General features: G+C 49.5%; 21 protein-coding genes. 17 read left to right on the top strand and 4 right to left on the bottom strand.

From position 1 onward, the window contains the following. Nucleotides 1-121 precede the first annotated feature (121 nt). The 8 genes from AC50YG_RS19685 (at nt 122) to ppk1 (ending at nt 8,123) form a co-directional block, all read left to right on the top strand. Nucleotides 122-622 carry a phosphatidylglycerophosphatase A family protein gene (locus AC50YG_RS19685; protein ID WP_341281690.1) on the top strand — a complete coding sequence of 167 codons (501 nt, stop codon included), beginning with the start codon at nt 122-124 and terminating at the stop codon, nt 620-622. A gap of 98 nt (nt 623-720) precedes the next feature. Then, on the top strand, nt 721-909 hold the full coding sequence (locus tag AC50YG_RS19680; protein ID WP_046229439.1) for a hypothetical protein: 189 nt from the start codon (nt 721-723) through the stop codon (nt 907-909). Nucleotides 910-949: 40 nt separating this feature from the next. After that, entirely contained in the window at nt 950-1,822 is an 873-nt protein-coding gene (accD, locus tag AC50YG_RS19675) for an acetyl-CoA carboxylase, carboxyltransferase subunit beta (RefSeq protein WP_099516502.1), read from the top strand. Then, nucleotides 1,812-2,888 carry an acetyl-CoA carboxylase carboxyltransferase subunit alpha gene (locus tag AC50YG_RS19670; RefSeq protein ID WP_494828914.1) on the top strand — a complete coding sequence of 359 codons (1,077 nt, stop codon included), beginning with the start codon at nt 1,812-1,814 and terminating at the stop codon, nt 2,886-2,888. The genes accD and AC50YG_RS19670 overlap by 11 nt, the downstream gene beginning before the upstream one ends. Before the next feature lie 321 nt (nt 2,889-3,209). Next, nucleotides 3,210-4,964: a pyruvate kinase gene (gene pyk, locus AC50YG_RS19665; RefSeq protein WP_473761887.1), complete on the top strand. Its 1,755-nt coding sequence runs from the start codon at nt 3,210-3,212 to the stop codon at nt 4,962-4,964. A 96-nt stretch (nt 4,965-5,060) separates the two neighbouring features. After that, nucleotides 5,061-5,537: an acyl-CoA thioesterase gene (locus tag AC50YG_RS19660; protein WP_494828912.1), complete on the top strand. Its 477-nt coding sequence runs from the start codon at nt 5,061-5,063 to the stop codon at nt 5,535-5,537. A 46-nt stretch (nt 5,538-5,583) separates the two neighbouring features. Further along, nucleotides 5,584-5,976, top strand: coding sequence for an FxsA family protein (locus AC50YG_RS19655; protein WP_473761884.1), 393 nt, complete (start codon nt 5,584-5,586; stop codon nt 5,974-5,976). Nucleotides 5,977-6,062: 86 nt separating this feature from the next. Then, a complete protein-coding gene (ppk1, locus tag AC50YG_RS19650; RefSeq protein ID WP_494828910.1) occupies nt 6,063-8,123 on the top strand; it encodes a polyphosphate kinase 1 in 2,061 nt (686 codons plus the stop codon). Between the two features lie 89 nt (nt 8,124-8,212). Here the strand turns inward: ppk1 and ppx are convergent, their stop codons facing one another. Then, on the bottom strand, nt 8,213-9,742 hold the full coding sequence (gene ppx, locus AC50YG_RS19645; RefSeq protein ID WP_494828908.1) for an exopolyphosphatase: 1,530 nt from the start codon (nt 9,740-9,742) through the stop codon (nt 8,213-8,215). A gap of 297 nt (nt 9,743-10,039) precedes the next feature. On the opposite strand from ppx, the gene AC50YG_RS19640 reads away from it, so the two are divergent. The 9 genes from AC50YG_RS19640 (at nt 10,040) to AC50YG_RS19600 (ending at nt 19,807) form a co-directional block, all read left to right on the top strand. Beyond that, nucleotides 10,040-10,378: a hypothetical protein gene (locus AC50YG_RS19640; RefSeq protein WP_494828906.1), complete on the top strand. Its 339-nt coding sequence runs from the start codon at nt 10,040-10,042 to the stop codon at nt 10,376-10,378. Between the two features lie 387 nt (nt 10,379-10,765). Next, nucleotides 10,766-11,878: a citrate synthase gene (citZ, locus tag AC50YG_RS19635; RefSeq protein ID WP_341281697.1), complete on the top strand. Its 1,113-nt coding sequence runs from the start codon at nt 10,766-10,768 to the stop codon at nt 11,876-11,878. Nucleotides 11,879-11,926: 48 nt separating this feature from the next. Further along, the gene (gene icd / locus AC50YG_RS19630; RefSeq protein ID WP_473761874.1) at nt 11,927-13,222 is read left to right on the top strand and encodes an NADP-dependent isocitrate dehydrogenase; all 1,296 of its coding nucleotides are present in this window, start codon (nt 11,927-11,929) and stop codon (nt 13,220-13,222) included. A gap of 29 nt (nt 13,223-13,251) precedes the next feature. After that, nucleotides 13,252-14,193: a malate dehydrogenase gene (mdh, locus tag AC50YG_RS19625; RefSeq protein ID WP_338555211.1), complete on the top strand. Its 942-nt coding sequence runs from the start codon at nt 13,252-13,254 to the stop codon at nt 14,191-14,193. Between the two features lie 184 nt (nt 14,194-14,377). After that, nucleotides 14,378-16,585 (top strand): DNA helicase RecQ, encoded by a 2,208-nt coding sequence (recQ, locus tag AC50YG_RS19620; protein WP_494828903.1) that lies wholly within the window; start codon nt 14,378-14,380, stop codon nt 16,583-16,585. A gap of 238 nt (nt 16,586-16,823) precedes the next feature. Next, a complete protein-coding gene (locus AC50YG_RS19615) occupies nt 16,824-17,255 on the top strand; it encodes a hypothetical protein (RefSeq protein ID WP_473761869.1) in 432 nt (143 codons plus the stop codon). 80 nt (nt 17,256-17,335) lie between these two features. Next, the gene (locus tag AC50YG_RS19610) at nt 17,336-18,292 is read left to right on the top strand and encodes a sugar kinase (RefSeq protein WP_341281701.1); all 957 of its coding nucleotides are present in this window, start codon (nt 17,336-17,338) and stop codon (nt 18,290-18,292) included. Nucleotides 18,293-18,294: 2 nt separating this feature from the next. After that, nucleotides 18,295-19,092, top strand: coding sequence for a DeoR/GlpR family DNA-binding transcription regulator (locus tag AC50YG_RS19605; protein ID WP_341281702.1), 798 nt, complete (start codon nt 18,295-18,297; stop codon nt 19,090-19,092). 142 nt (nt 19,093-19,234) lie between these two features. After that, nucleotides 19,235-19,807: a TetR/AcrR family transcriptional regulator gene (locus AC50YG_RS19600; protein ID WP_494828900.1), complete on the top strand. Its 573-nt coding sequence runs from the start codon at nt 19,235-19,237 to the stop codon at nt 19,805-19,807. 131 nt (nt 19,808-19,938) lie between these two features. Here AC50YG_RS19600 and AC50YG_RS19595 read toward each other — a convergent pair whose 3' ends face one another. The 3 genes from AC50YG_RS19595 to nagB all read right to left on the bottom strand — a co-directional run bounded on the left by AC50YG_RS19595 (nt 19,939) and on the right by nagB (nt 23,555). Beyond that, entirely contained in the window at nt 19,939-21,438 is a 1,500-nt protein-coding gene (locus AC50YG_RS19595; protein WP_494828898.1) for a glycosyltransferase family 39 protein, read from the bottom strand. Between the two features lie 196 nt (nt 21,439-21,634). Continuing rightward, entirely contained in the window at nt 21,635-22,828 is a 1,194-nt protein-coding gene (gene nagA, locus AC50YG_RS19590; RefSeq protein WP_494828896.1) for an N-acetylglucosamine-6-phosphate deacetylase, read from the bottom strand. Nucleotide 22,829: 1 nt separating this feature from the next. Beyond that, entirely contained in the window at nt 22,830-23,555 is a 726-nt protein-coding gene (gene nagB / locus AC50YG_RS19585; protein ID WP_494829368.1) for a glucosamine-6-phosphate deaminase, read from the bottom strand. Nucleotides 23,556-23,644 lie beyond the last annotated feature (89 nt).

The raw sequence follows: 23,644 nt of genomic DNA, 5'->3' as shown, positions 1-23,644 counted from the left end.
CTGCTGCTTGCGGGCTTAGGGATACAGCTTCCGCGAAAGGCTGCAGCATTAATAGGGCCGCGAAATCCGCATTGCCGCTGCTTACGCTGCATTGCAGCGTACAAGCATGGGAGGGATGGACATGGCTTCGACATCCAAAATTGAAGCGTGGCTGGGCAAGCGCGGAGTGAAGGTTGATGATATTGCTGAAATTGTATATACACTACAGCGGCCCTACAATGCGAGCTTATGCATGAAGGAATGCGAGGATAGCGTCCGGGCTGTACTGGGCAAGCGAGAGGTGCAGTATGTTCTATATACGGGCATCGCACTAGACGAGCTTGCGGAGCGCAAGTTATTGCCCGAGCCGCTTCAGGCGATTATGGAAAATGACGAGTCGCTGTATGGCGTGGACGAGACGCTGGCGCTTGGCATTACGAATGTGTACGGGATGATCGGCTTGACGAGTTTTGGTTATTTGGATAAAGTGAAGCCTGGCATTATAAGTCAGCTTAATCTTAAGGGGCGGCATATTCATGTGTTCCTCGATGATCTCGTAGCAGGACTTGCGGCAGCAGCCTCAGCAAGAATTGCACATCAGGACCCGAAAGCGCAGCAATACCATTTGCCCGATTCCCCATGATTATGATACTATTATAAGATCATATGACCTGTTAACGGGACTTAGCTATGTTTAAGATGTAAACTTTGCCCGTAGCAAAGTTTTCAGGAGGTACCACAATGTGGACGGTCATTTATATCGCGCCAACAGCAAAAATCGCAGAGAATATCAAGAAACGGCTTACGGAAGAAGGATTTCTTGTGAAGATCCGTCCAGTCAATCTGTCTAAACAGCAATTCGAAATATTGGTGCCGTCGGGTGAGCTGGAGGAAGTTCAAGAAGTATTTAACTCCTTGTTTCAGCCGTAATGGATTCCCTTATTCGATTGCGCCTTGAGAGGTGTCATACGTGCAAATAAAGGACTTGTTTACGAAGAAGAAATACGCGACAGTACCTTCGGAGCGCCCTAAACGCGACATTCCAGAAGGACTGATGAATAAGTGTACGCGGTGCGGAACGATTCAATACAGCAAAGAGCTGGAGAAGAATCTGAAGGTCTGCTCCTCCTGCGGCTATCACTTCCGCCTTTCGGCTTGGGAGCGCATTGCCATGACGCTTGATGAAGGACAGCTAACGGAATACGATACCGATCTTGTATCGGAAGATCCGCTTGGTTTCCCAGGTTATGCGAGCAAGCTGGAGCAGCAACTGGCTAAGAACCCGAACTTGCGTGAAGCAGTTGTTACCGGCGAAGGAACTATCGGCGGTCTTCCTGTCGTTGTCGCTGTCATGAGCTTTGACTTTTTCAGCGGCAGCATGGGCTCGGTCGTAGGGGAAAAAATAACGCGGGCTGTAGAAGCGGCGCTTGACAAGCGCCTGCCGCTTATTATTTTCTCGACATCGGGTGGCGCACGCATGCAGGAAAGCATTCTCAGCCTCATGCAAATGGCCAAAACAAGCGCAGCGCTCTCGAAGCTTCATGAAGCGGGCGGCTTGTTTATCTCGGTATTCACCGATCCAACGATGGGTGGCGTCTCGGCGAGCTTCGCAAGTCTTGGCGACTACAATTTGGCCGAGCCTGGCGCGTTAGTAGGCTTCGCAGGCCGCATTGTAATCGAGCAGACGATTCGTCAGAAGCTGCCGGACAACTTCCAGACGGCGGAATTCAATTTGCAGCATGGACAGCTTGATATGGTTGTACACCGTAACGACATGAAGCATATGCTGACCAAACTGCTTGATATGCATACCGCAGGGGAGGGATTGTCTAATGGCGGGTGAGCTTCCGTTCGAGAAACCGCTCAGTGATTTAAGAGAAAAGATAAAAACGCTGGAAACGCTCGCGGCGGGCAATGGCATGGATTTTTCCGAGGAAATTGCCCGGCTTGAGGAGCGCTGCAAGCAGCTGGAACAGGAAATGTACCAGGAGCTGACCCCCGCGCAAAAAATGCATGTAGCGCGCCATCAACAGCGTCCCACGACGCTGGATTTCATTCAGGCGGTGTTTACCGATTTCATCGAGCTGCATGGCGACCGCCTGTTTGCCGATGATTTGGCTATCGTAGGCGGACTTGCCAAGCTGAACGGCGTACCGGTAACGGTTGTCGGACACCAGCGCGGCAAGGATACGCGCGATAACATCGCCCGTTTCTTCGGAAGTCCCCACCCGGAAGGTTTCCGCAAGGCGCTGCGCTTCATGCAGCAAGCCAATAAATTTAATCGTCCGATTATTACTTTTATTGATACGAAAGGCGCTTATCCTGGCAATACTGCTGAGGAACGGGGCCAATCGGAAGCAATTGCCCGTAATTTGCGAGACATGGCTAGTTTCGGGGTACCGATCATTTGCGTCGTTATTGGCGAAGGCGGCAGCGGCGGCGCACTTGCGCTTGGCGTAGGCAACCGGGTGCTGATGCTGGAAAATGCGATCTATTCTGCGATTTCGCCGAATGGAGCAGCCTCGATTCTCTGGAAGGATGCATCGAAAGCTGATCAGGCCGCAGAAGCAATGAAGATTACAGCCAAGGATTTACTCGCGTTTGAAGTCATCGAGGACATTGTAGAGGAGCCGCAGGGTGGTGCGCATCGTGATCTGGCTTTTACAGCAGAGCACTTGAAAGCCAAGCTGTGGATCCATTTGCAGGAGCTTCGCGCCATGACTCCGGAAGAGCTGAAAGAAGACCGCTACAGCAAATTCCGCAAAATCGGCAAGTTCCAGATTGCCCAGCAGACGCTGGCAGAAGAGAAGCAATCCGCTGAGCTGGCAGACGAGCCTACCGAGGCTGAGGCAGCAATCGGAGAACCAAGCACCGAGAAAGCAGTGCAGCCGGAATCGGCACAGGTATAGTTTACAAATATTTTATACTGTACAAGCTGTCCGTAATCGTGTAATTTAAGTTGTGGTCAAGGTGAAACGGCTTTCGCCGTCCTTTGGTGGCGCGGCGCGTTTCAGTCCGAGAAATAGAGAGAAAGTATGGCGAAATGATATACTTTCCTATATTTCAAGGTGAATCGGCTTTCGCCGTCCTTTGGCGGCGCGGCGCGTTTCAGTCCGAGAAATATAAGCCTATTTATATGTGAACAACTTATAAATTCTTATATTTTTAAAAGAAGATCAACTAGCTAGGCCTACCATTTAAGCAGGCAATATAACGGAGGAAAACTAAACATGCGTAAAACAAAGATTGTATGTACAATCGGACCATCCAGCGAATCACTTGAAAACACGAAGAAGCTTATTCAAGCGGGTATGAACGTCGCTCGTCTGAACTTCTCCCATGGCGATTTTGAAGAGCACGGTAACCGCATCAAGAATATTCGTCAAGCAAATATCGAACTCGGCAAAACAACAGCCATTCTCCTTGATACGAAAGGTCCAGAAATTCGTCTGGGCAAATTGAAAGAAGAGCCAATTGAGCTGGTTCAAGGCGAGAAAATCGCTTTGACAACAGAAGAAATCCTTGGCGATGTAACGCGCATTCCGATTACGTATACGGATCTGCCTAACGACGTTTCGGTTGGTTCGACCATTTTAATCGATGACGGCCTCATTGGCTTGACGGTTGAAGATGTGCAAGGAACAGAAATCATTTGCCGCATCGTCAACAGCGGTCAAATTAAAAGTAAGAAGGGCGTTAACGTACCAGGCGTAAACATCTCGCTTCCTGGTATTACAGAGAAAGACGCTAATGACATCGTCTTCGGTATTGAACAAGGCGTAGATTTCATCGCGGCTTCCTTCGTGCGTAAAGCAAGCGATGTTTTGGAAATTCGCGAGCTTCTGGAGCGCCACAATGCGGGCCATATCCAAATTATTTCTAAAATTGAGAACCAGCAAGGTGTAGACAACCTTGATGAAATTTTGGAAGTTTCCGACGGCCTGATGGTTGCCCGTGGCGACCTTGGCGTTGAAATTCCGGCAGAAGAAGTACCACTCGTACAAAAATCGATGATTCAAAAATGTAACCGCGCGGGCAAGCCCGTTATTACAGCAACACAAATGCTGGATTCGATGCAGCGCAACCCGCGTCCGACTCGTGCTGAGGCGAGTGACGTAGCGAATGCGATTTTCGACGGTACAGATGCGATCATGCTTTCTGGCGAAACAGCTGCTGGTAAATATCCAGTTGAATCGGTACAAACGATGGCCCGTATCGCTGAGCGTGCAGAATCGGCTCTTGAATACCGTGAAATTTTCACGAAACAAGCGAATGCACAGCAAACAAGCGTAACGGAAGCGATCTCCCAAGCGGTAGCTAATTCCGCATTTGACCTGAAAGCGAAAGCGATCGTTACTTCGACGCAAAGCGGCTTCACTTCCCGTATGGTATCCAAATACCGTCCGAAAGCGCCGATCATTGCCGTAACAACAGAAGAGACGGTTATGCGTCGCCTGGCACTTGTATGGGGCGTTATTCCGGTTAAAGGCGCACTCGTTGATTCCACAGACGGTTTGTTCGAAAATGCAGTAACAGGTGCTCTCAGCACTGGCTTACTTGCTCTTGGCGATACTATCGTTATTACTGCTGGTGTGCCAGTAGGTCGCTCTGGAACAACAAACCTGATCAAAATTCACCACATTGGCGAGCTTTTGGCAAATGGACAAGGTATCGGCAGCCAAACGGCTACTGGTAAAATAGTCGTTGCCCGCACGCCTGAAGAAGCGATTGCAAAAACAACACAAGGTTCGATTCTTGTAACCGTATCGACGGATAAAGAATATATGCCTGCATTCGAGAAAGCGGCTGCTGTTGTAACGGAGCAAGGCGGCATTACTAGCCATGCGGCTGTTTGCGGCATCAACCTTGGAATTCCAGTTATTCTGGGCATTTCTAATGCTACAACTATTTTGGAAGATGGCATGGAAGTTACGCTTTACGGCGAAACAGGCGTTATTTACTCCGGCCAATCCAAGTCTGTATAGTTTTAACTTTATATTCTCTGCTCGTATAGACAGAGCAACAACAAGCGATGGTGAATTCACCGTCGCTTTTGTTGAACTTAAAGGGAGGTTTACATGATGAGCAGCCCATTGTCCGGGTGGTTCGCGCATCCGCTGCGTGTCCGGTATCAGGAAACGGATCAGATGGGTGTTGTGTTTCACACAAACTATTTGAACTGGTTTGAAATTGGGCGCACCGAGCTAATACGATCGGCAGGCTTTGACTATAAATCTATTGAACAAAGCGGCATGCTGCTGCCTGTCATCGATTTGCATTGCCATTATGCTTTGCCGGCGCGATACGATGACACGCTGCTTATTTGCACACGCATATCGGACTTCACCTCCGTGCGCTTAGCCTTCGAATCTGAAGTTCGCAAAGTGGATGAGGCGTCGTTTAAGCCCGCTTTTTACGAGCTGCAGGAAAGCCTTCCGGGGGAGCGGCTCGTTACGGGAGGAACGAAGCATGTATGGGTGAATAAGGAGTGGCGCCCCATGCGTTTGGACAAAGGGCTTCCTGCGCTGTATGATTTATTAAGGCAGATAATAAGCTAAAGGATGACGGCTGCTGCCTGCATAAAGTGGATGGGAGGAATTTGTAATGAAAAAGTGGATAATCGCAGCATTAATCATATTGCCTTTGATTGAGTTTTGGGGCATCGTACAAGTAAGCGGCTGGCTTGGCGGCTGGCAGACATTTGGGCTCATTGTTCTGTTCAGTATGGCGGGTGCTTATTTAACGCTGGCGGAAGGACGCAAGGTGTGGACAGAGGCGCAGCTTCAGCTGCAGCAGGGTCAAATACCTGGGCGCAAGCTGCTTGAAGGTTTATGTGTGCTGGCAGGCGGCTTGCTGCTGCTGATTCCCGGATTTTTCACCGATCTGATCGGAATTACCTTTCTGCTGCCGTTTACACGTTCATTTTATCAGCAAGTTATGCTGCATTGGCTGGAGAAACGGATACGCGGCGGGTCTTTTTCCATACGCAAGTTCTAAGATATTTACATTAGCTTTACAAATTAATAATATGACACGAATAGTTGTAGCGCATAATAGGGGCATATATGAGGGAGGCGCACATAATGACAAAACATTTGTCCCACTATGTTAACCGAGATTTGAGTTGGGCCGAATTTAACTGCCGAGTGCTTCAAGAGGCTCAGGATGTAAACAATCCGCTGCTGGAGCGGGCCAAGTTTCTTGCCATTGTATCCAGTAATTTAGATGAATTTATGAGTGTTCGTGTAGCGGGCATTCAAGAGCAAATCAAGGCGGGCTATTCTAAAATTGATTTTACAGGTTATACTCCCGCCGGCTTATGGAAACGATTAATTAAACGCACGAATCAAATGGTGCATGATCAATATAAATCTTATCGGGACGTGCTGCGCGGCTTGGGACGGGAAGGCATCACTATTCGTTCAATGAGCGAGCTGAATATGACGCAGTCCAAGGCCGTATCGGAGTATTTTCATGAAATCGTATTTCCTGTCCTGACGCCGATGGCGGTCGATCAGAGCAGGCCTTTTCCACTTGTACATACGAAGGAATTATATTTAGCTGTTTTATTGCGCCATCCGGAAGCCGCACCTGAGGAAGACCCACTGTTCGCAATGGTACAGGTGCCATCGATTTTAGCGAGATTTGTGCCGCTGCCTGAGCGTCCGAATAGCAAAAAGCGCGAATATGTGCTGCTTGAGGATCTGATTGAGCAATTTATTGATACCCTTTTTAATGGTTATGGAGCTTATGAGGTACATGCATTTCGTTTGACGCGCAATGCTGATTTTACGCTTAATGAGGATGCCGAAGACTTGCTGGAGGAGATTGAGAAGGAGCTGCGCAAGCGCCGTTGGGGTATCTCCGTACGGCTTGAGGTTGCTCGCGGCATGCATCCGGAGACACTTAATATTCTCAAGGATGAGCTGGAAATCGAGGATAACCTGATTGAAATTGATGGTCCACTCGATTTAAGCTTCTTGATGAAGTTCGCCCAGGCCATTCCAGGCTACGACCATTTGCGTTATGACAAAATGGAGCCTCTCTATCCGATGGAATTTGACGACACGGACGATATGTTTGAAGTGATTCGTCAGCGTGATGTGTTGATGTACCATCCGTATGAATCGTTTGATGCGGTTAATGATTTTGTGATGCAGGCAGCGATTGATCCGGATGTGCTTGCCATTAAAATGACGATGTATCGGGTCAGCGGCAAGTCTGCGCTCGTTCAGGCGCTGGCTGAAGCGGCCGAATCCGGCAAGCAGGTGACGGTTGTTGTAGAACTGAAGGCGCGATTCGATGAGGAGCGCAATATTGCCTGGGCTCGCCAGTTGGAAAAAGCAGGCTGTCATGTTGTTTACGGTCTGATTGGGCTGAAAACCCATGCGAAAATACTACTTGTCGTGCGCCGGGAGCAGGACACGCTGCGCCGATATGTGCATGTTGGCACGGGTAATTACAATGACAGCACAGCGACGCTGTACACCGATATTGGCCTGTTTACCTCGCATCCGACAATCGGCGGCGATGCATCGGCGCTGTTTAATGAGGTGACGGGCTATTCCGATCCGTATGACTGGAAAGCTTTTGGTGTAGCTCCCACGGACCTCAAGCAGAAGTTGTTCCGTCTCATTGACCGGGAAATTGCCCATGTAGCGGCTGGCAAGAAGGGCCGTGTCATTGCGAAGATGAACTCGCTCTCCAATCAGGAGATGGTCGATAAACTTTATGAGGCATCGCAGGCAGGCGTGAAAATCGATTTGATTGTCCGCGGCGTATGCTGTTTGCGTCCTGGTGTGGCTGGCCGAAGCGAGAACATTCAGGTGATCAGCATTGTAGACCGTTATTTGGAGCATGCACGGGTCATGTATTTCCACAATGGCGGGGAAGAGGAAGTGTATTTATCCAGTGCCGACTGGATGACGCGCAATCTGATGAAGCGAGTGGAGCTGATGTGTCCGGTGTACGACGCGCATTTGCGGCAGACGCTCATCAACATGCTGAACTTGAATTTGAATGACAATGTCAAAGCGAGGAAGCTCCTGCCTAGCGGCACTTACGTTCATGTTGAAAATGAACATAAACCGTTTCGCAGCCAATTCGAGGCTAGACACATTCCAGGCTGGAAGGTACAAGTATAGAAAAATTAAAAAGCGCGGTGAAAAAGGAATGCTACTTTCCTTTTTCACCGCGCTTTTTATGTATGAGAGGAAAGTACCGCCGTCTACGCTTAAATATAATCAGGCAGCTCAAGCACAGGAGTCAATTTCCATAGCTTGGAGAACTCAGAAGCGAGCTCGCCTACCTCCAGGCGCTCAACGGTCAGCGAGCTGCTAGGGCGTACGGCATGCAGCTTAAGCTGCTCAGGAGCAAGGGAGACGCTCAATCTGCTCAGCGCCTGTGTCTCGCTGCGGTCAAGCGCTGATGCGAGCTGCAGCAGCGTACCCAGCTTGCCGATTAACTCATAGTCGGACTCGACAAGCATCTCTTTGTAGGGGCGAAGCTGCTGCCGTGCCCGACTTTTGCTTTTGTAGGAAGCGATCGAAGCCGTAATCAAAATTTCTTTATGGGACAATCCGTTCAAATGCGAGTTGACGATCAAATAAAACGTATGCTTGGCATAGTCGTAGTAGTCGATGGAAGCGCCGATTCGAAACAGGCTTGAAGCGGCATCAAGCAAGATCCGCGCTCGGGATGGCATTTGGTGCAACTCTCTCAGCTCATCGTACAGCTGCAGTGCAAGCCGGTTCACCTGCGATACATGCTGCATCGGTGCAGCGGGATGGAGCATGCTGATGTTATGCAGGCTGAAGCCAAGCACATCCTGATGCTGAGACCCTTGTGGAAACCTAGTATCATGGAAAATACCGTCGCGAAGTCCAGCACCGCAAATGATATAGCCGGAAGCTTTAGTCAGCTTGTAAAGCTGGCGCAGCACGGCTAGGCCGGGCACAATAACGTCCACCCGATCTTTGGACAGGCCGGGGAACTTGCTGCGCTTGTCCAGCGGCAGGGCACGCAGCTGATCAAAAACCATTTCGGCGTCTCCGCCGGGTATGTCATAATTATGCGTTTGATGAAAAGGGTAGCTCGTCGCCGCTTGATGAATTTTGCCCAGCGCCCTGGCGGTGCCGCCGACGCCAATCATAGGCAGTCCCTGTGCTTTGGCGAGCCATGGAACGGACTTGAAGGCCTCAAGCGCTACGCTGTCGAGCGCGCGCAGAGCCTCGTCGCTGAGCATGCCTTTCGCCGCGAAACGACGGTTCAGGCTGACGCAGCCAAAAGGAAAAGAGACGGAGTGCTGCAGCTTGCGTCCGCGAAACAGCGATACCTCCGTGCTGCCGCCGCCAATATCGACTAACAGACCATCCTCCAGGTCCATTGCATTAATCATCCCAAGGAAGCCAAAGGCTGCCTCCTGTTCGCCGCTAAGCAGTTCTATGTCAAGTCCGGTTTCGGCTTTTATCGCTTCCAGCACGACCGTGCGGTTCGAAGCATTGCGGATCGCCGCCGTTGCCACTGCGCGAATTTCACCAGTGCGGTTATGGGCGCAAATTAAGCGGAAATGGCTGAGTGTGCCGAGCAGCTCGCTTATTGCCTCAGCCGATAGATTGCCTTGCTCGTCAATTCGCTCACTTAGCCGTGCCGGACGTTTGCTCCCATCAATGACGCGGTGGGCTCCGTTTGCTGTTCGCTCATAAACGACGAGCCTCACCGAGTTGGAGCCTATATCTATAATACCAATGCGATGTTCATTCATAGCGAACCTCCGTTTTTTTTGAAATATAGAGAAAGTATAATCTGACGATATCCTTTCTCTATATTTCTCGGAATGAAACGCGCCGCGCCACCAAAGGATGGCGGCAGCCGTTTCATCTTGCAATACTTTATTTTAACATAGCGGCTGCTGAATGTCTTAATAAGCGTAAAGGGACATTAAGGCCAGCTTCTAGGCTTAACAATCGCAATAACCGAAATTTGTCGAATCAAGAATAAAAATGGATGTTCAAGTCATATTAAAGGAGGCAGTTTATTAAACCATTTGGAGGTTTTACGAATGAATCAGTTTTCACAAACGAATATTAGCCAACAGCTTTCACAATGCGAGCAGCTTCTACAGCAGCTGATGCAGCAAACTCAGCAAGCATCAGGCATGTATCAGCAGCTCCTTAAGCAAGAACAAACGAATGCTGCACAGTTGGAGCAAATTGCGCAGCGTGAGCATCAAGCGGCTCATATTATCCAAACCTCATTGCAAGGTCACCAAAAGGCGATGCAGCAAATGCAGCAAATTTCTAGCATTTGCAATCAAATCTCCAGTTCAAATGCGAATCAGTCCTTCGCTTATCAACAGCCACAGTACCAAAGCTCATCTTTCGGAGAGTTAAATCATTAACCACCAAACACCAAACAATTTCTTTTTTTTAAATGAAGCTGCGGCTGTTTCCCGGTATTTTGCCGGGGAGCGGTCGTTTCGTCTATTTACAAACGTTTATTATAGCTTGTATCATGATCGGTTAGTACTCTGCCTGTTTTTCTGTTAAGATAGAAGACAGGTGTTTACATCTAACTACATAAGCAGGAACCAGATCTGTCAGGATGTCGAAAGGTGAGGTTATTTCACATGACAGCTGACCCATCACAATTTTCTTTCTTACTGATAAAGCATTTTTATATGTGCTTTTGTTCACTTTGTTGTCAAAATCATTTATGATTATACGGACGACATGGATTCGAATGATATTTTGCGATGTGAAATTTCCAAGCTAAAGGAGAGAGAACGATGACAGCAACTAAAGGTCTGGAAGGAATTGTCGCCGCTTCTTCGTCAATCAGCTCGATTATTGACGGAGTGTTGACATACCGCGGTATAGATATTGATGATTTGGCAGAAAATGCGACATTTGAAGAGGTTGCCTATTTGTTATGGTATGGCAAACTGCCTAATCGTTCTGAGCTAGCAAAACTGCAGGAGCAGTTAGATGCATACACAGCAATTCCTGAAGGCGTTATCGAGCAAATCAAGCTGTATCCGAAGGATACGAATTCGATGGCGGCACTTCGTACAGCCATTTCAAGCCTTGCTCTATATGATGGGTCGGCTAATGAAATGACTGCTGAAGCTAATCAGTTGAAAGCGATTAAGTTGCAGGCGCAATTGCCAGCCGTTGTAGCAGCGTTCGCTCGCATTCGTGAAGGCAAGGATCCTGTTGCTCCGAAGAAGGGCGTATCCATCGCTCATAATTTCCTTTACATGCTTACAGGCAAAGATCCTGAAGAGATTGCCGTGAAAGCGCTTGATCAGGCGCTTGTGCTTCATGCTGATCATGAGCTTAACGCCTCTACCTTTGCTGCTCGAGTAACGGTTGCGACTTTGTCCGACATTTATTCTGGTGTGACTTCGGCAATCGGAGCGCTTAAAGGGCCACTGCATGGCGGTGCTAATGAGGCGGTAATGGTTATGCTGGAGGAAATCGGTACATTTGCAAATGTTGAGTCTTATATCAACAACGCGCTTGCGAACAAGCAGAAGATTATGGGCTTCGGTCACCGCGTTTACAAAAACGGCGATCCGCGCGCCAAGCATCTGCAAAAAATGTCGCAAGAGCTCGGCAAGCTGACTGGAAATTTGGAGCTTTATGAAATGTCGATCAAGATCGAGGAGCTCGTTACGGGTCAAAAAGGCCTCAAGCCGAACGTTGATTTTTACTCAGCTTCCGTCTATACGACACTAGGCATTGCACGTGATCTATTCACGCCAATTTTTGCGATTAGCCGCGTTTCCGGCTGGAGCGCTCATATTCTTGAGCAATACGAGAACAATCGCTTGATTCGTCCTCGCGCCGACTATATCGGTCCAGTCAACGCGAAATATATTCCAATCGACGAGCGCTAAGCGCTGCTGTTTTTACGGTTACACAAATTAAAGGAGGAATTATAAACAATGGCTCAATTCGAAAAATTCGCATTACCTACTGAAGGCGACAAAATTACAATCGACAACGGTGTACTTAACGTACCTAGCAATCCAATCATTCCTTTCATCGAAGGCGACGGCACAGGCCGCGATATCTGGCGCGCTTCGAAACGCGTGCTTGACGCAGCTGTTGCGAAAGCTTACGGCGGCGACAAAAAGATCGCTTGGTACGAAGTTTTTGCCGGCGAGAAAGCATTCAATGAATACGGCGAGTGGCTGCCAGCAGATACGCTGACAGCGATTCGTGAATATATCGTAGCCATTAAAGGTCCTTTGACTACGCCAATCGGCGGCGGTATTCGTTCCCTGAACGTAGCGCTTCGTCAAGAGCTTGACCTGTATGTATGCCTACGTCCTGTTCGTTACTTCGACGGAGTTCCTTCCCCTGTAAAACGTCCTGAGCTGGTAGACATGGTTATTTTCCGTGAAAACACAGAGGATATTTATGCGGGTATCGAGTACCAAGAAGGTTCCGCAGAAGTGAAAAAAGTGATTAACTTCCTGCAAACTGAAATGGGCGTTAACAAAATCCGTTTCCCTGAAACTTCCGGTATCGGCATCAAGCCGGTTTCCAAAGAAGGTTCCCAGCGTCTTGCCCGCGCAGCAATTGAATATGCGCTTAAGCATGGCCGCAAGTCGCTTACACTTGTACACAAAGGCAACATCATGAAATTCACAGAAGGAGCTTTCAAAAACTGGGGCTACGAAGTAGCTGAAACTGAGTTTGCGGAGCAAACCTTCACTTGGGGTCAATACGACCGCATTAAAGAAGCAGAAGGCACTGACGCTGCAAATGCAGCACAAGCAGCTGCTGAAGCGGCTGGCAAGCTGATCGTGAAGGACGCTATTGCGGACATCGCTTTGCAGCAAGTTCTGACTCGTCCGACTGACTTTGACGTAATCGCAACGCTGAACCTGAACGGTGACTACCTGTCCGATGCACTTGCAGCGCAAGTTGGCGGTATCGGTATCGCTCCAGGAGCTAACATCAACTACTTGACTGGACATGCTATCTTCGAAGCTACGCATGGTACAGCTCCTAAATATGCAGATAAAGACGTTGTTAACCCAGGCTCGGTTATTCTTTCCGGCGTAATGCTGCTTGAGCACCTTGGCTGGCAGGAAGCGGCTGACCTGATCTACAAAGGTCTGGAAGCATCGATCAACAACAAAACCGTTACTTATGACTTTGCCCGCTTGATGGATGGCGCTAAAGAAGTGAAATGCTCCGAGTTCGCTGACGAGGTTATTAACAACTTCTAGAACCAACAATGGCTGGAGGTAATGAGACAATGGCAATCAAACGCAGAAAAATTACTGTTGTCGGAGCAGGCTTCACCGGCGCTACAACTGCCCTGATGGCAGCACAAAAAGAGCTTGGCGACGTTGTGCTCGTCGATATTCCGCAATTGGAAAACCCGACTAAGGGCAAAGCGCTTGACATGCTTGAATCGACACCAGTACAAGGCCTTGATGTTAACATTATCGGAACTTCTGACTATGCAGATACGAAGGATTCCGATGTCGTTATTATTACAGCGGGCATTGCCCGTAAACCCGGCATGAGCCGTGACGATCTTGTTAACACAAACGCGGGTATTGTGAAATCCGTTTGTGAGAACGTAAAGGCAACAAGCCCTAATGCTTATGTCATTATTCTTAGCAACCCGGTTGACGCTATGACTTACGTTGCTTATCAAGCGCTTGGTTTCCCTAAAAATCGCGTTATCGGCCAATCCGGCGTTCTTGACACTGCTCGTTACTGCACATTTATTGCGCAAGAGCTTAATGTTTCCGTGGAGGATGTTCGCGGCTTCGTGCTTGGCGGTCATGGCGACGATATGGTTCCACTTGTTCGTTATTCCAACGCTGGCGGCATTCCAATCGAAAAGCTGATCTCGGCTGAGCGAATTGAAGCTATCGTACAGCGCGCTCGCGTTGGCGGCGGCGAAATCGTTAATTTGCTTGGCAACGGCAGCGCTTATTATGCGCCTGCTGCAGCGCTTGTGCAAATGACAGAAGCGATTTTGAAGGACAAAAAACGCATTATTCCAGTTATCGCTTACCTTGAAGGCGAATATGGCTATGACGATCTGTTCATGGGCGTACCCGCTGTGATTGGCGGCGATGGCATTGAGAAAGTGCTGGAGCTTGATTTGACGGCAGACGAAAAGGCTGCGCTTGATCAATCGGCGCAATCGGTTCGAACGGTCATCCAAATCGTGTCTGCTTAATTGATTTAGCCAAAGCAAGCTGGCTTTTATAAAAGATTTGGTACGGGAGGACCCTGACACTTTGCTGGCAGGGTTTTTCCGTTTGAAATATAACCATTTATAAGCTTCACACTTATTAATCGGCTTTTATTGGTAAATGGTCTATTGTATAGGATGCTTATCGTAAAAAGGGAGGGAAAGAAGCATGCTGGAGCAAGCTAGAGCCGAGCTGAAACGGGTGTACGGCTATGACTCGTTTCGACCTGGACAGGAAGCCATTATTCAAGGAATACTGGAAGGCCGGGATACGCTTGCCATTCTCCCGACTGGCGGAGGCAAGTCCGTCTGTTACCAAATACCGTCCTTGCTGCTGAATGGAACGACGCTTGTTGTTTCTCCGCTCATATCGCTAATGAAGGATCAGGTCGATGCGCTGAACAGACTTGGCATTCCAGCGGCTTTTCTGAACAGCTCGCTTGGGGCTGTTGAATATCGCGAAGTGCTGCGGAGCGCGTTCAGAGGCGATTACAAGCTGCTGTATGTGGCACCAGAGCGGCTTGATGCGCCGATGTTCAGCTCGCTTAGCGAGCAGATGGAAATTCCAATGATCGCCATTGACGAGGCGCACTGTGTTTCTCAGTGGGGTCATGATTTCCGCCCAAGCTATCGCCAGCTCGCAGGCTGGATCGGACAGCTGGCTAATCGTCCGTTAGTTGCAGGCTTTACCGCAACGGCAACGGATGAGGTGGCGCGGGATGTATCGGTTATGCTGGGCATGCATGATCCAAATATTTTTGTCAGCGGCTTTGCAAGGCCGAATTTATCGCTGTCGGTCATTAGCGGTGCGGACAAGAAGAAGTTTTTGCAAAAGTTTATTTCCGAGCGCGAGGAGCAGTCGGGCATTATTTATACGGCTACGCGCAAAGAAGCCGAGTCCGTACATGACCAGCTCGTACGCAAAGGCATTGCCGCAGGCAAATACCACGGCGGGCTACCCGACGAGGAACGGGCTACGACGCAGGAGCGCTTCCGTTTTGATGAGCTGCGCGTCATGGTCGCAACGAATGCGTTTGGCATGGGCATCGATAAGCCTAACGTGCGTTATGTGCTTCACTGGCAAATGCCAGGCGACGTTGAGTCGTATTATCAGGAGGCGGGCCGGGCTGGACGCGACGGCGAGGAAAGTGAATGCATTTTGCTGTTCGAGCCTCAGGATGTGCAGGTGCAGCGGTTTTTGATCGAGCAGGGTGTCGGCGATACAGAACGGAAGTCGATTCAGCTGTCCAAGCTGAATACGATGATGAACTACAGCCGGACGCATCGCTGCCTGCAGCAGTTTATCGTCGATTATTTTGGCGAGAAGAATGTGGAGCCGTGCGGAAAATGCGGCAACTGCCTCGACAAAAGCGAGCTCGTTGATCGTACGTCGGAAGCGCAGAAGGCCCTTTCCTGCGTTGGCCGAATGCGCGGGCGGTTCGGTGTGACGATGGCAGCCAAAGTGCTTAAAGGCTCACGCGACAAACGGCTGCTGGAGTTCAGGCTGGATGAGCTCACGACATATGGGCTGCTCAGCAGCTGGCCGGAGAAGGAAATTACCGATTGGCTGTATTGGCTTGTAGCCGAGGGCTATTTGCGGATGAGCGATGGACAATATCCGACCGTCTCGCTTACGACGAATGCTCTGCCTGTTCTCGAAGGCAAGGAGACGGTCATGCAGCGTCTGCGGACAACGGTGAAACGTCGGGATTCGGGGCAGGGCGGAATGGCTTCGCCGCTGTTCGATGCGCTGAAGCAGTGGCGCAAGGAGACGGCAGCCCGCGAAAATGTGCCGCCGTTTATGCTGTTTTTTGATGCAACACTCAAGGAACTGGCCGATGCAAGGCCGCTCACGGAAGATGAGCTGCTGCAAACGAAAGGGATTGGTGCAGCCAAGGCGCGGAAATATGGTGCTGAGGTGTTGGCTATTATCGGCGAGCATGCAGGCAAGCCTTATGAAGCAGCTGGTAGTGCACAAGGGGGAGCCGCTTCCTTTGGCTCCGGGCAAGCGTCTGGTGGTGGGTCATCGAGGACAACATCCTCAGAGTCGCCTGGCAGGGCGGCGAGCGATGAAACGCCTAGCCATGTGCTGACTCTAGAGCTGTTTAATGAAGGCAAATCGCCGCAGGACATTTCCGCAGAGCGCGGCCTCAGCCGGGTAACGGTGGAAGGGCATATTATCCGCTGTGCGGAGGAGGGCTATGAGCTGGACTTTAGCCGTATTATTCCTGCCCATCGCGAAGAGGAGATTGTGGCAGCTATTATGGAGCTGAGTCCCGAGAAGCTGCGTCCGATTAAAGATGCACTGCCGGATGATGTCGATTATTTTGCGATCCATGCCGTTATTTTTAAATATGGTCTGAAGGCAGAGGATTGAGCGGAAGATCACTTTTTAACGAATGAAGCGAATCGCTTAATGGAAGTTCTTTGTATTTGATAGGTTCATTTAGTATACTGTGTTTAGTAGAAAAACGGTGCAAGTGCAGCGCTGGCGGGCACTCTTCGCAATGCAACCATGAAGCTTACGCGACTTGCGTAAGCTTTGCCATGCGAGAATTGGGTCGATGCTTGCCAAGCGCATGCTGCCCCGCAATATTTTTTAGGAGGAACGCTGAATGTATGACGTAATGGTTTTGCTGCATTTATTGGGTGCAGGGGGGATGGGTTTTTATATCGTGCTTCCGATTATGATTGGCCGCGCATCGAAGCTTGCTGGAGTAGGACAGGAAGGGCTTGCTGAGGGCCTGCTTTCGGCAAATCGGATCGCGCAATATTTTCTCATTGTCCAGCTGCTGACAGGCGGATATATGATGTCGAAAGGCGATTATGCGGTTATTTGGATGATTATTGTAACGCTTTTGTTTTTGGGGATTGCTGCACTCGGAGGTATTATTACAAAGCCGCTGAAGCGAATTGTGTCCTCTATTCGTGAAGGTCAAAGCGCTTCCGCACATATCGGCAAAGCTCGCATCATGAGCCTTATCGTGCTTGTGCTGTATGTGGTTGTGATTTATTTTATGCGTTATCCAATTATGGCTACCGTGTAGAAAGTCGGCAAGTGAATACAATGTTTGTTTGATTATGGAAGGAAAGTAAGCTCAAATCAACGTTGCAGGGGGCGGAGAATGTGGGACAAGCATCACCAGACATCATTACATTCGGAGAATCGATGGCGCTATTTATGCCGCAGGAGCATAAGGCGATTGAAAGGGCGACTACACTAGAGCAGGGCTTCGGCGGTGCAGAAAGCAATGTCGCCATTGGTCTTTCACGCTTAGGCAGCTCGGTAGGCTGGTTCGGCGCACTTGGTAATGATCCTTTCGGCCGGATTATATTGAAAACGCTTCGCGGTGAAGGAGTAGATGTAACCCGCGTTAGGCTGAGTGATGAAGCACCTACAGGTATGATGTTCCGCGAGACGGTAGCAGGCCGTATGGCGGTGCATTATTACCGCAAGCATTCCGCTGCCAGCCGAATGGAGCCGGAGCATCTTGATGAGGCGTATATTCAGGGAGCGAAGCTGCTGCATGTAACAGGAATTACAGCGGCGCTTAGCGATAGCTGCCGCCGGACCGTACGCAGAGCCATCGATATTGCCAAGGATGCGGGTGTCAAAGTAAGCTTTGATCCCAATTTGCGGCTGAAGCTTTGGTCGATCGAGGAAGCGCGGGAAGTGCTGCTGCCATTCGCTGCGGATGCGGATTATTTTTTGCCGGGATGGGATGAGCTGATGCTGCTGTACAGCACAGATAGCTATGAAGCGGTGAAGCAAAAGCTGCTTGAGCTGGATGCGGTGACGATCATTAAAGGCAAAGATGATGCGACAATTGTGCTGGAGGGCAGCGAGGAGACGGCTGTTCCTTTCTATAAGGCGGAGAAGGTAATCGATACGGTCGGAGCGGGCGATGGTTTTTGCGCTGGCTTTTTAGCTGGCATTATGAAGGGAATGACGCCTGTTGAAGCTGTAAAGCTTGCCAGCATCAATGGCTCACTCGTCGTTCAGATGCGCGGAGATTGGGAGGCGCTTCCAGAATGGAGCGTTGTCGAGCAGCGAATGAGCGATAAAGCGTGGGTGGAGCGTTAATTATGGCAGAACCGAATGTTCCGTCGTCTAAAGGACAGCGCCGCCGCGAGGCGATTTTGCAGCTGCTTAAGCAGCAGGGGCGCGTTACGATTTCCGAGATTGTGGAGCAATTCGATTGTTCGGAAGCGACCGCAAGAAGAGACTTAGAGCAAATGGAGGCCAGCTATCCGATAATTCGTACGATTGGCGGGGCGATGTATGACGGGCTCAGCGTCGTTCGTGATATGGGTTTTTCGGAAAAGCAGGATATTTCGTACCTCGAAAAAGAAAGAATTGCCGCGAAGGCGGTATCGCTTATTCAGGAGGGCGATGTCATCGGCCTGTCCGGCGGCACGACCAATTATTTGATCGCTAAGCAGCTTAAGCTCAGAAGCGGTATAACCGTCGTGACAAATGCGGTCAATATTGCGATGGAGCTGGCGGGAAGCCCAATCCAGGTCGTTGTAACGGGCGGCATTATGCGCCATAACAGCTTTGAGCTTTGCGGGCCGCTGGGAGAAGGCATGGTCGAGCATTTGAATATTGGCAAAATGTTCATTGGCGTCGATGGCGTATCGGCAGGCGGGGGCATTACTACGTATTCGGAACAGGAAGCACAAATTGCCAAAGCGTTAATCAGACGCTCCACCCAGACGTATGCCGTATTCGATCAGACGAAGGTTGGCAAAATGTCACTGTTCTCGATTTCGCCGCTTGCAGCGCTGCAGGCTTTCATTACAGACCAGCCGATTGAAGGCGAGCTTAAGTCAGCGGCACAGCAGCTGAATATTGACGTCTATGTAGCAGATACGAATGGTTAGCAGGGGAGGCAGCGGGAGCTGGAAAGGTGGCTCCTGCTGCCTCCTTTTGCATGAATTAGCCTATCCCATGTAAGGGCGGCATTGTAACGATTAGCTTTCGTTTAGTATTGACAATAAATAAACGATCGTTTATTGTTGACGCATGAGACTAAGAGATGAAAATAAAATCGAATACATTTTTGAAGCTACGATTCAGTTGATTAATGAAATTGGCATTTCGGAAACGTCAATTTCTAAAATCGCCAAGCGGGCGAATGTGTCTGCGGCTACGATTTACATTTATTTTGAGAATAAGGAGGATATGCTCGGCAAGACGTATTTAAAAGCAAAGAAAATAATGAGCGATAAGCTGTTTAATGGGGTCGACCATTCCGCACCGATTCAGCAGCGTTTTGATCTGTACATTCGTAATTTTATCCAGTTTATACAGGAGCACAAATCCTATTTTTTGTTTATGGAACAAATCTCGAACTCTCCATTGCTGCAAAATTGGTGCCTGGAAGAAACCGCGGCGCTGTATTTACCTATATATGAGTTTTTTGAGAGTGGCAAGCAGCAGCAGCTGTTGAAGGATGTAGATAATGATATGCTTATTACGTACTCTATTTTTCCGATAGCTGAACTGGCTAAAGAGCAGTTTAAAGGTGATTTTGAGTTTACGCCTGAAAAGCTGGATATAGCGATTAAAATGAGCTGGGACGCTATAAAAAGATAAGTTTTTTGACGCTATATAAATGATCATTCACTTATTATATGAGAAGCAGTGGAAATCGTTTTTAGACCGAGAAATCCACGTCCAAAGACGATTTTCAATGCTCCTGTTCGGTATTTAAAGCTCGGCTGCCTTTATTCAAGGGAGCCGAGCTTTATTTTATGCCGCGCAGGTAGTTTCGATTGCATTAAATACATACCGTAGCTCTGTAATAAAATAAAGCAAGGGAGCAAATCAAGCCGATATCTTGCCTGTATTTCAATCCAAAGCTGCACGAACGCATAGCCTAGCAGTAAAATCAGAAACAGCATATAGCTGGCGTTCTGCTGCAGCGCAAATCGGCTGCGCCATAAGCTGTACAGCGAATACACCCCGGCTGCGCTCATAGCCGTGAAGAGGAAACGCTCCGCTATTTTAAGGGTAGCAGCAAGCTCTATCCGGTTCATATCCTTCAAGCTCCACATGACCGCTGAATCCTCTTCGCCCCAAAAAACAGTGAGCTTGCGTGCGAACAAGGAGGCGACGGCGACTGGATCACCGAGACGCTCCTTAATTAATGCCAGCTCTGCTGCATCGCGCTCCTCGCCAAGCTTAAATTGCAGCACATATTTGCCATCCTCAAGCGACCATCTGCCATCGGTTTCCGCATTTAGCCCCACGACGAATTTCCAGTAAGGCTCCCGGTTAGAAAGGGGGTATTGCGAGGCTCCGCTTTGCACGAGTGCAAAGCTGGCCAGAGATTGCACCATATAAAATATAATAAGCACCCCAGCGGCACGGGCAAGCATTCCGGTAGAGACTTTGCCAATCGATAGCCTGGCAGACCTGCAATCGTCCGAGTTAGCTTTAAACAAGCGAAATAACAGTAGAAAGGCAACAAAGCCAGCTATATAAACGAGGCTGAGCGGCCTCATGATGTTTCCTAGTCCGAAGGCGAGCCCGATTAGCAGCCAGCCATAGTTGGATTCGAAGCATTTATTTATAATAAGCAGGCAGCCGAGTGTGAAAAAAAAGGTCGACCAATGCTGATTCGTCAGCACCGAGCACATGATGATAGTAGGAATATATAAGGCATAAAGCATTCCTGCAATTCGCGCCGTATGCTCGTTAAACAGCTCTAGCGCAGCGTAATAAACGAGCAGCACGGTTGCTGTACTGAATAGTACATTTACTAGCTTAAGCATGAACAGCGCTGCTCCGCCAAATAGCTTGATCATGCCCGCTTCATACATCGTAAAGCCAAACTGGTATACCCAACTAAGGAAATATTCATCCTGATTAAATGAAAAATCGCCTGCTGCTGCGAGCTGGGCAGCATTATACATAAACAGGAAATCGGAATCGGGAGGCGTATCGATCCAAATCATCCAGCCAAGCCGGCTCAGCAGGCTGACCGCCATTAGTGCAAGCAAATAGCCTTTAGCCGATAGCCTGCGCCCAAGCAGCCAAGAGGCGGCAAGTATAAGGCTGAACGTAAGTAAAATGCCGCTAGCGGCGAGCAAGGGGTTTTGGAGCAGCTGCGTTGTATTCATAAAGGAAGCAGTGAAAACGACAATGAAAAACAAGCCTCCTATAAAATTGAGTGCTTGAGCAGATAAAGAACGAATCGATTGGAATGAGTGGAATAAACGCATAGCTTCTCCTTTCTTTTAGCGGACTGACTTCTCCAAGTTTATCCGAAAAGGGGGAATGAGGCTAGCGGCGAGCTGGATTTGACTAAAACCAGCAGAAATAAGCAGTATTAAACCGAAGCCTAAGCCGTGTATCTCAAACGAATAAAGCCGCCCCTGCTGTTAGGCAAGGGCGGCTTACATCTATTGAGGAGAAGGTTTATTTGTCGGAAGCATGGAACACAAGCTTGCCGCCTACCCAGGTGCGGCTAACAGCGGAGAAATCGGCATCCGTCAGGATGACATCTGCTTGCTTGCCGCAAGCGATGGAGCCCGTCTGCTCATAGATGCCAAGCTGCTTAGCCGCATTGCCGCTCGCGCAGCGGCTGACTTCAAAGGCGGACAGCTCAGTGTTCGCCAGCATGTACCGGAAGGCGCGCAGCATCGTCAGACTGCTGCCTGCGAGACTGCCGCTGCCCTGCAGGCGGGCAACCTGATCCTTCATCTCGACGGCCAAGCCGCCGAGCGAGTAGTTCCCGTCGGGCATGCCCGCTGCCGACATGGCATCGGTAATGAGAATAAGCTTGTCTGCCGGTTTGGCAGCTGCAAGCAGCCGGATCGCTCCCGGATGGACATGATGCCCGTCGGCAATCAGCTCGGCATAAATCCGTGGATCGCTGAGAACAGCGCCGACGGTTCCCGGTTCCCGGTGATGCAGCGGACGCATCGCATTATACGTATGGACGGCGTGGGACAGCCCAGCGTCTGCTGCGGCTTCCATATCCGCATAGGTAGCATCTGTGTGGCCGCAAGCGGCAACGATGTTATTTTCAGCAAGCCAGGCAATGAGGGGAAGAGAGCCTTCCCGTTCAGGGGCAAGCGTCAAAATTTGAATTAAATCGGGAAACGCTGCAGTCCATGCTTCCAGCCAGTCAAGCCGAGGAGGCGAGAGGTAAGCGGGATTTTGCGCACCGATCCATTTTTCATTCAGAAAAGGCCCTTCCAAATGGACGCCAAGCAGCGCAGCATAGGGCATGTCGCCGCTTCTGTAATCCGCTGCTGCTTGCAAAACAGCTTCGATAGCTTCTTTAGACGCTGTCATGGTAGTCGCCAACATGCCAGTTGTGCCTTGGGAGGCGTGGAAACGGGTAATCGTGTCGTAGCTGCTGCGGCTGGCATCCATAAAGTCGGCGCCAAAGCCGCCATGCACATGGACGTCGATAAAGCCCGGCAATAAATAACCGCCGGCTCCATCTATAGTTGGCAGCGCCAGATCCTCAGCGCTAAGAACTGCATCATTTTCCAGCAGACGGTGAATGAGGCCATTTTTAATAACGGCACTGCCGGTAATCATACGGTCTTCCAAGACAATATGGACGTGATGTATCACCCATGAGGCGGGCGAGTTGAACATATTATTTCAGCTTCCTTCCGGCTTCGCGGTCAAGAAGCACGATAACCCGGGGATGCGTCTGGAGCAGCGAAGCCGGTACATTGGTTGTAATAGGGCCGGTTAATGCTTGCTTCACGATCTCCGCTTTATCTGCGCCGCGAACCACGAGTATTATAGTGTGTGCTTTCAGGATGGAGCCAACACCCATTGTCAGCGCCATCTTCGGAACTTCTGAGGCTGATTCAAAAAAACGGGCATTCGCTTCCAGCGTTTCCGCCTTCAATTGAACGGCATGGGTGCCTGCGGATAGCAACGCATCAGGCTCATTAAAGCCAATATGTCCGTTATGTCCGAGCCCAAGCAGCTGAATATCGATCGGATTTTGCTCCAGGAGCTGGTCGTAACGGACGCATTCGGCTTCCAAATTTTCAGCCAGCCCATTAGGCAAATGATAATGGTCGTCTGCAATATCAATCTGGGAAAATAAATGCTGCTTCATATAATAAGCATAGCTTTGTTCATGCTCAGGAGGAAGGCCTACATATTCGTCCAAATTGACGGTAGTCGTCTTGGCAAAGGATACCTCCTTGCTGCGATATGCTTCTATTATTTTGGCATAGATGCCGAGAGGTGTCGAGCCTGTAGCGAGCCCTAGCACTGCATCCGGCTTCTCCTGGATTTTATTAATAATGGTTTGGGCCGCATAAGCGTCAAGCAGCTCCCAGTCGTTAAAGTGAATGATTTGCATCATGAAGCGCCTCCTTCAGGTTATGATTTTATTTTAAACCAAAACTATCTTTTTAACAATAATTTTGATTGTAAAATTCATATTAATGA

The organism is Paenibacillus sp. J31R34 (assembly GCF_059383715.1).
This window is presented reverse-complemented; position numbering and strand designations above follow the sequence as displayed.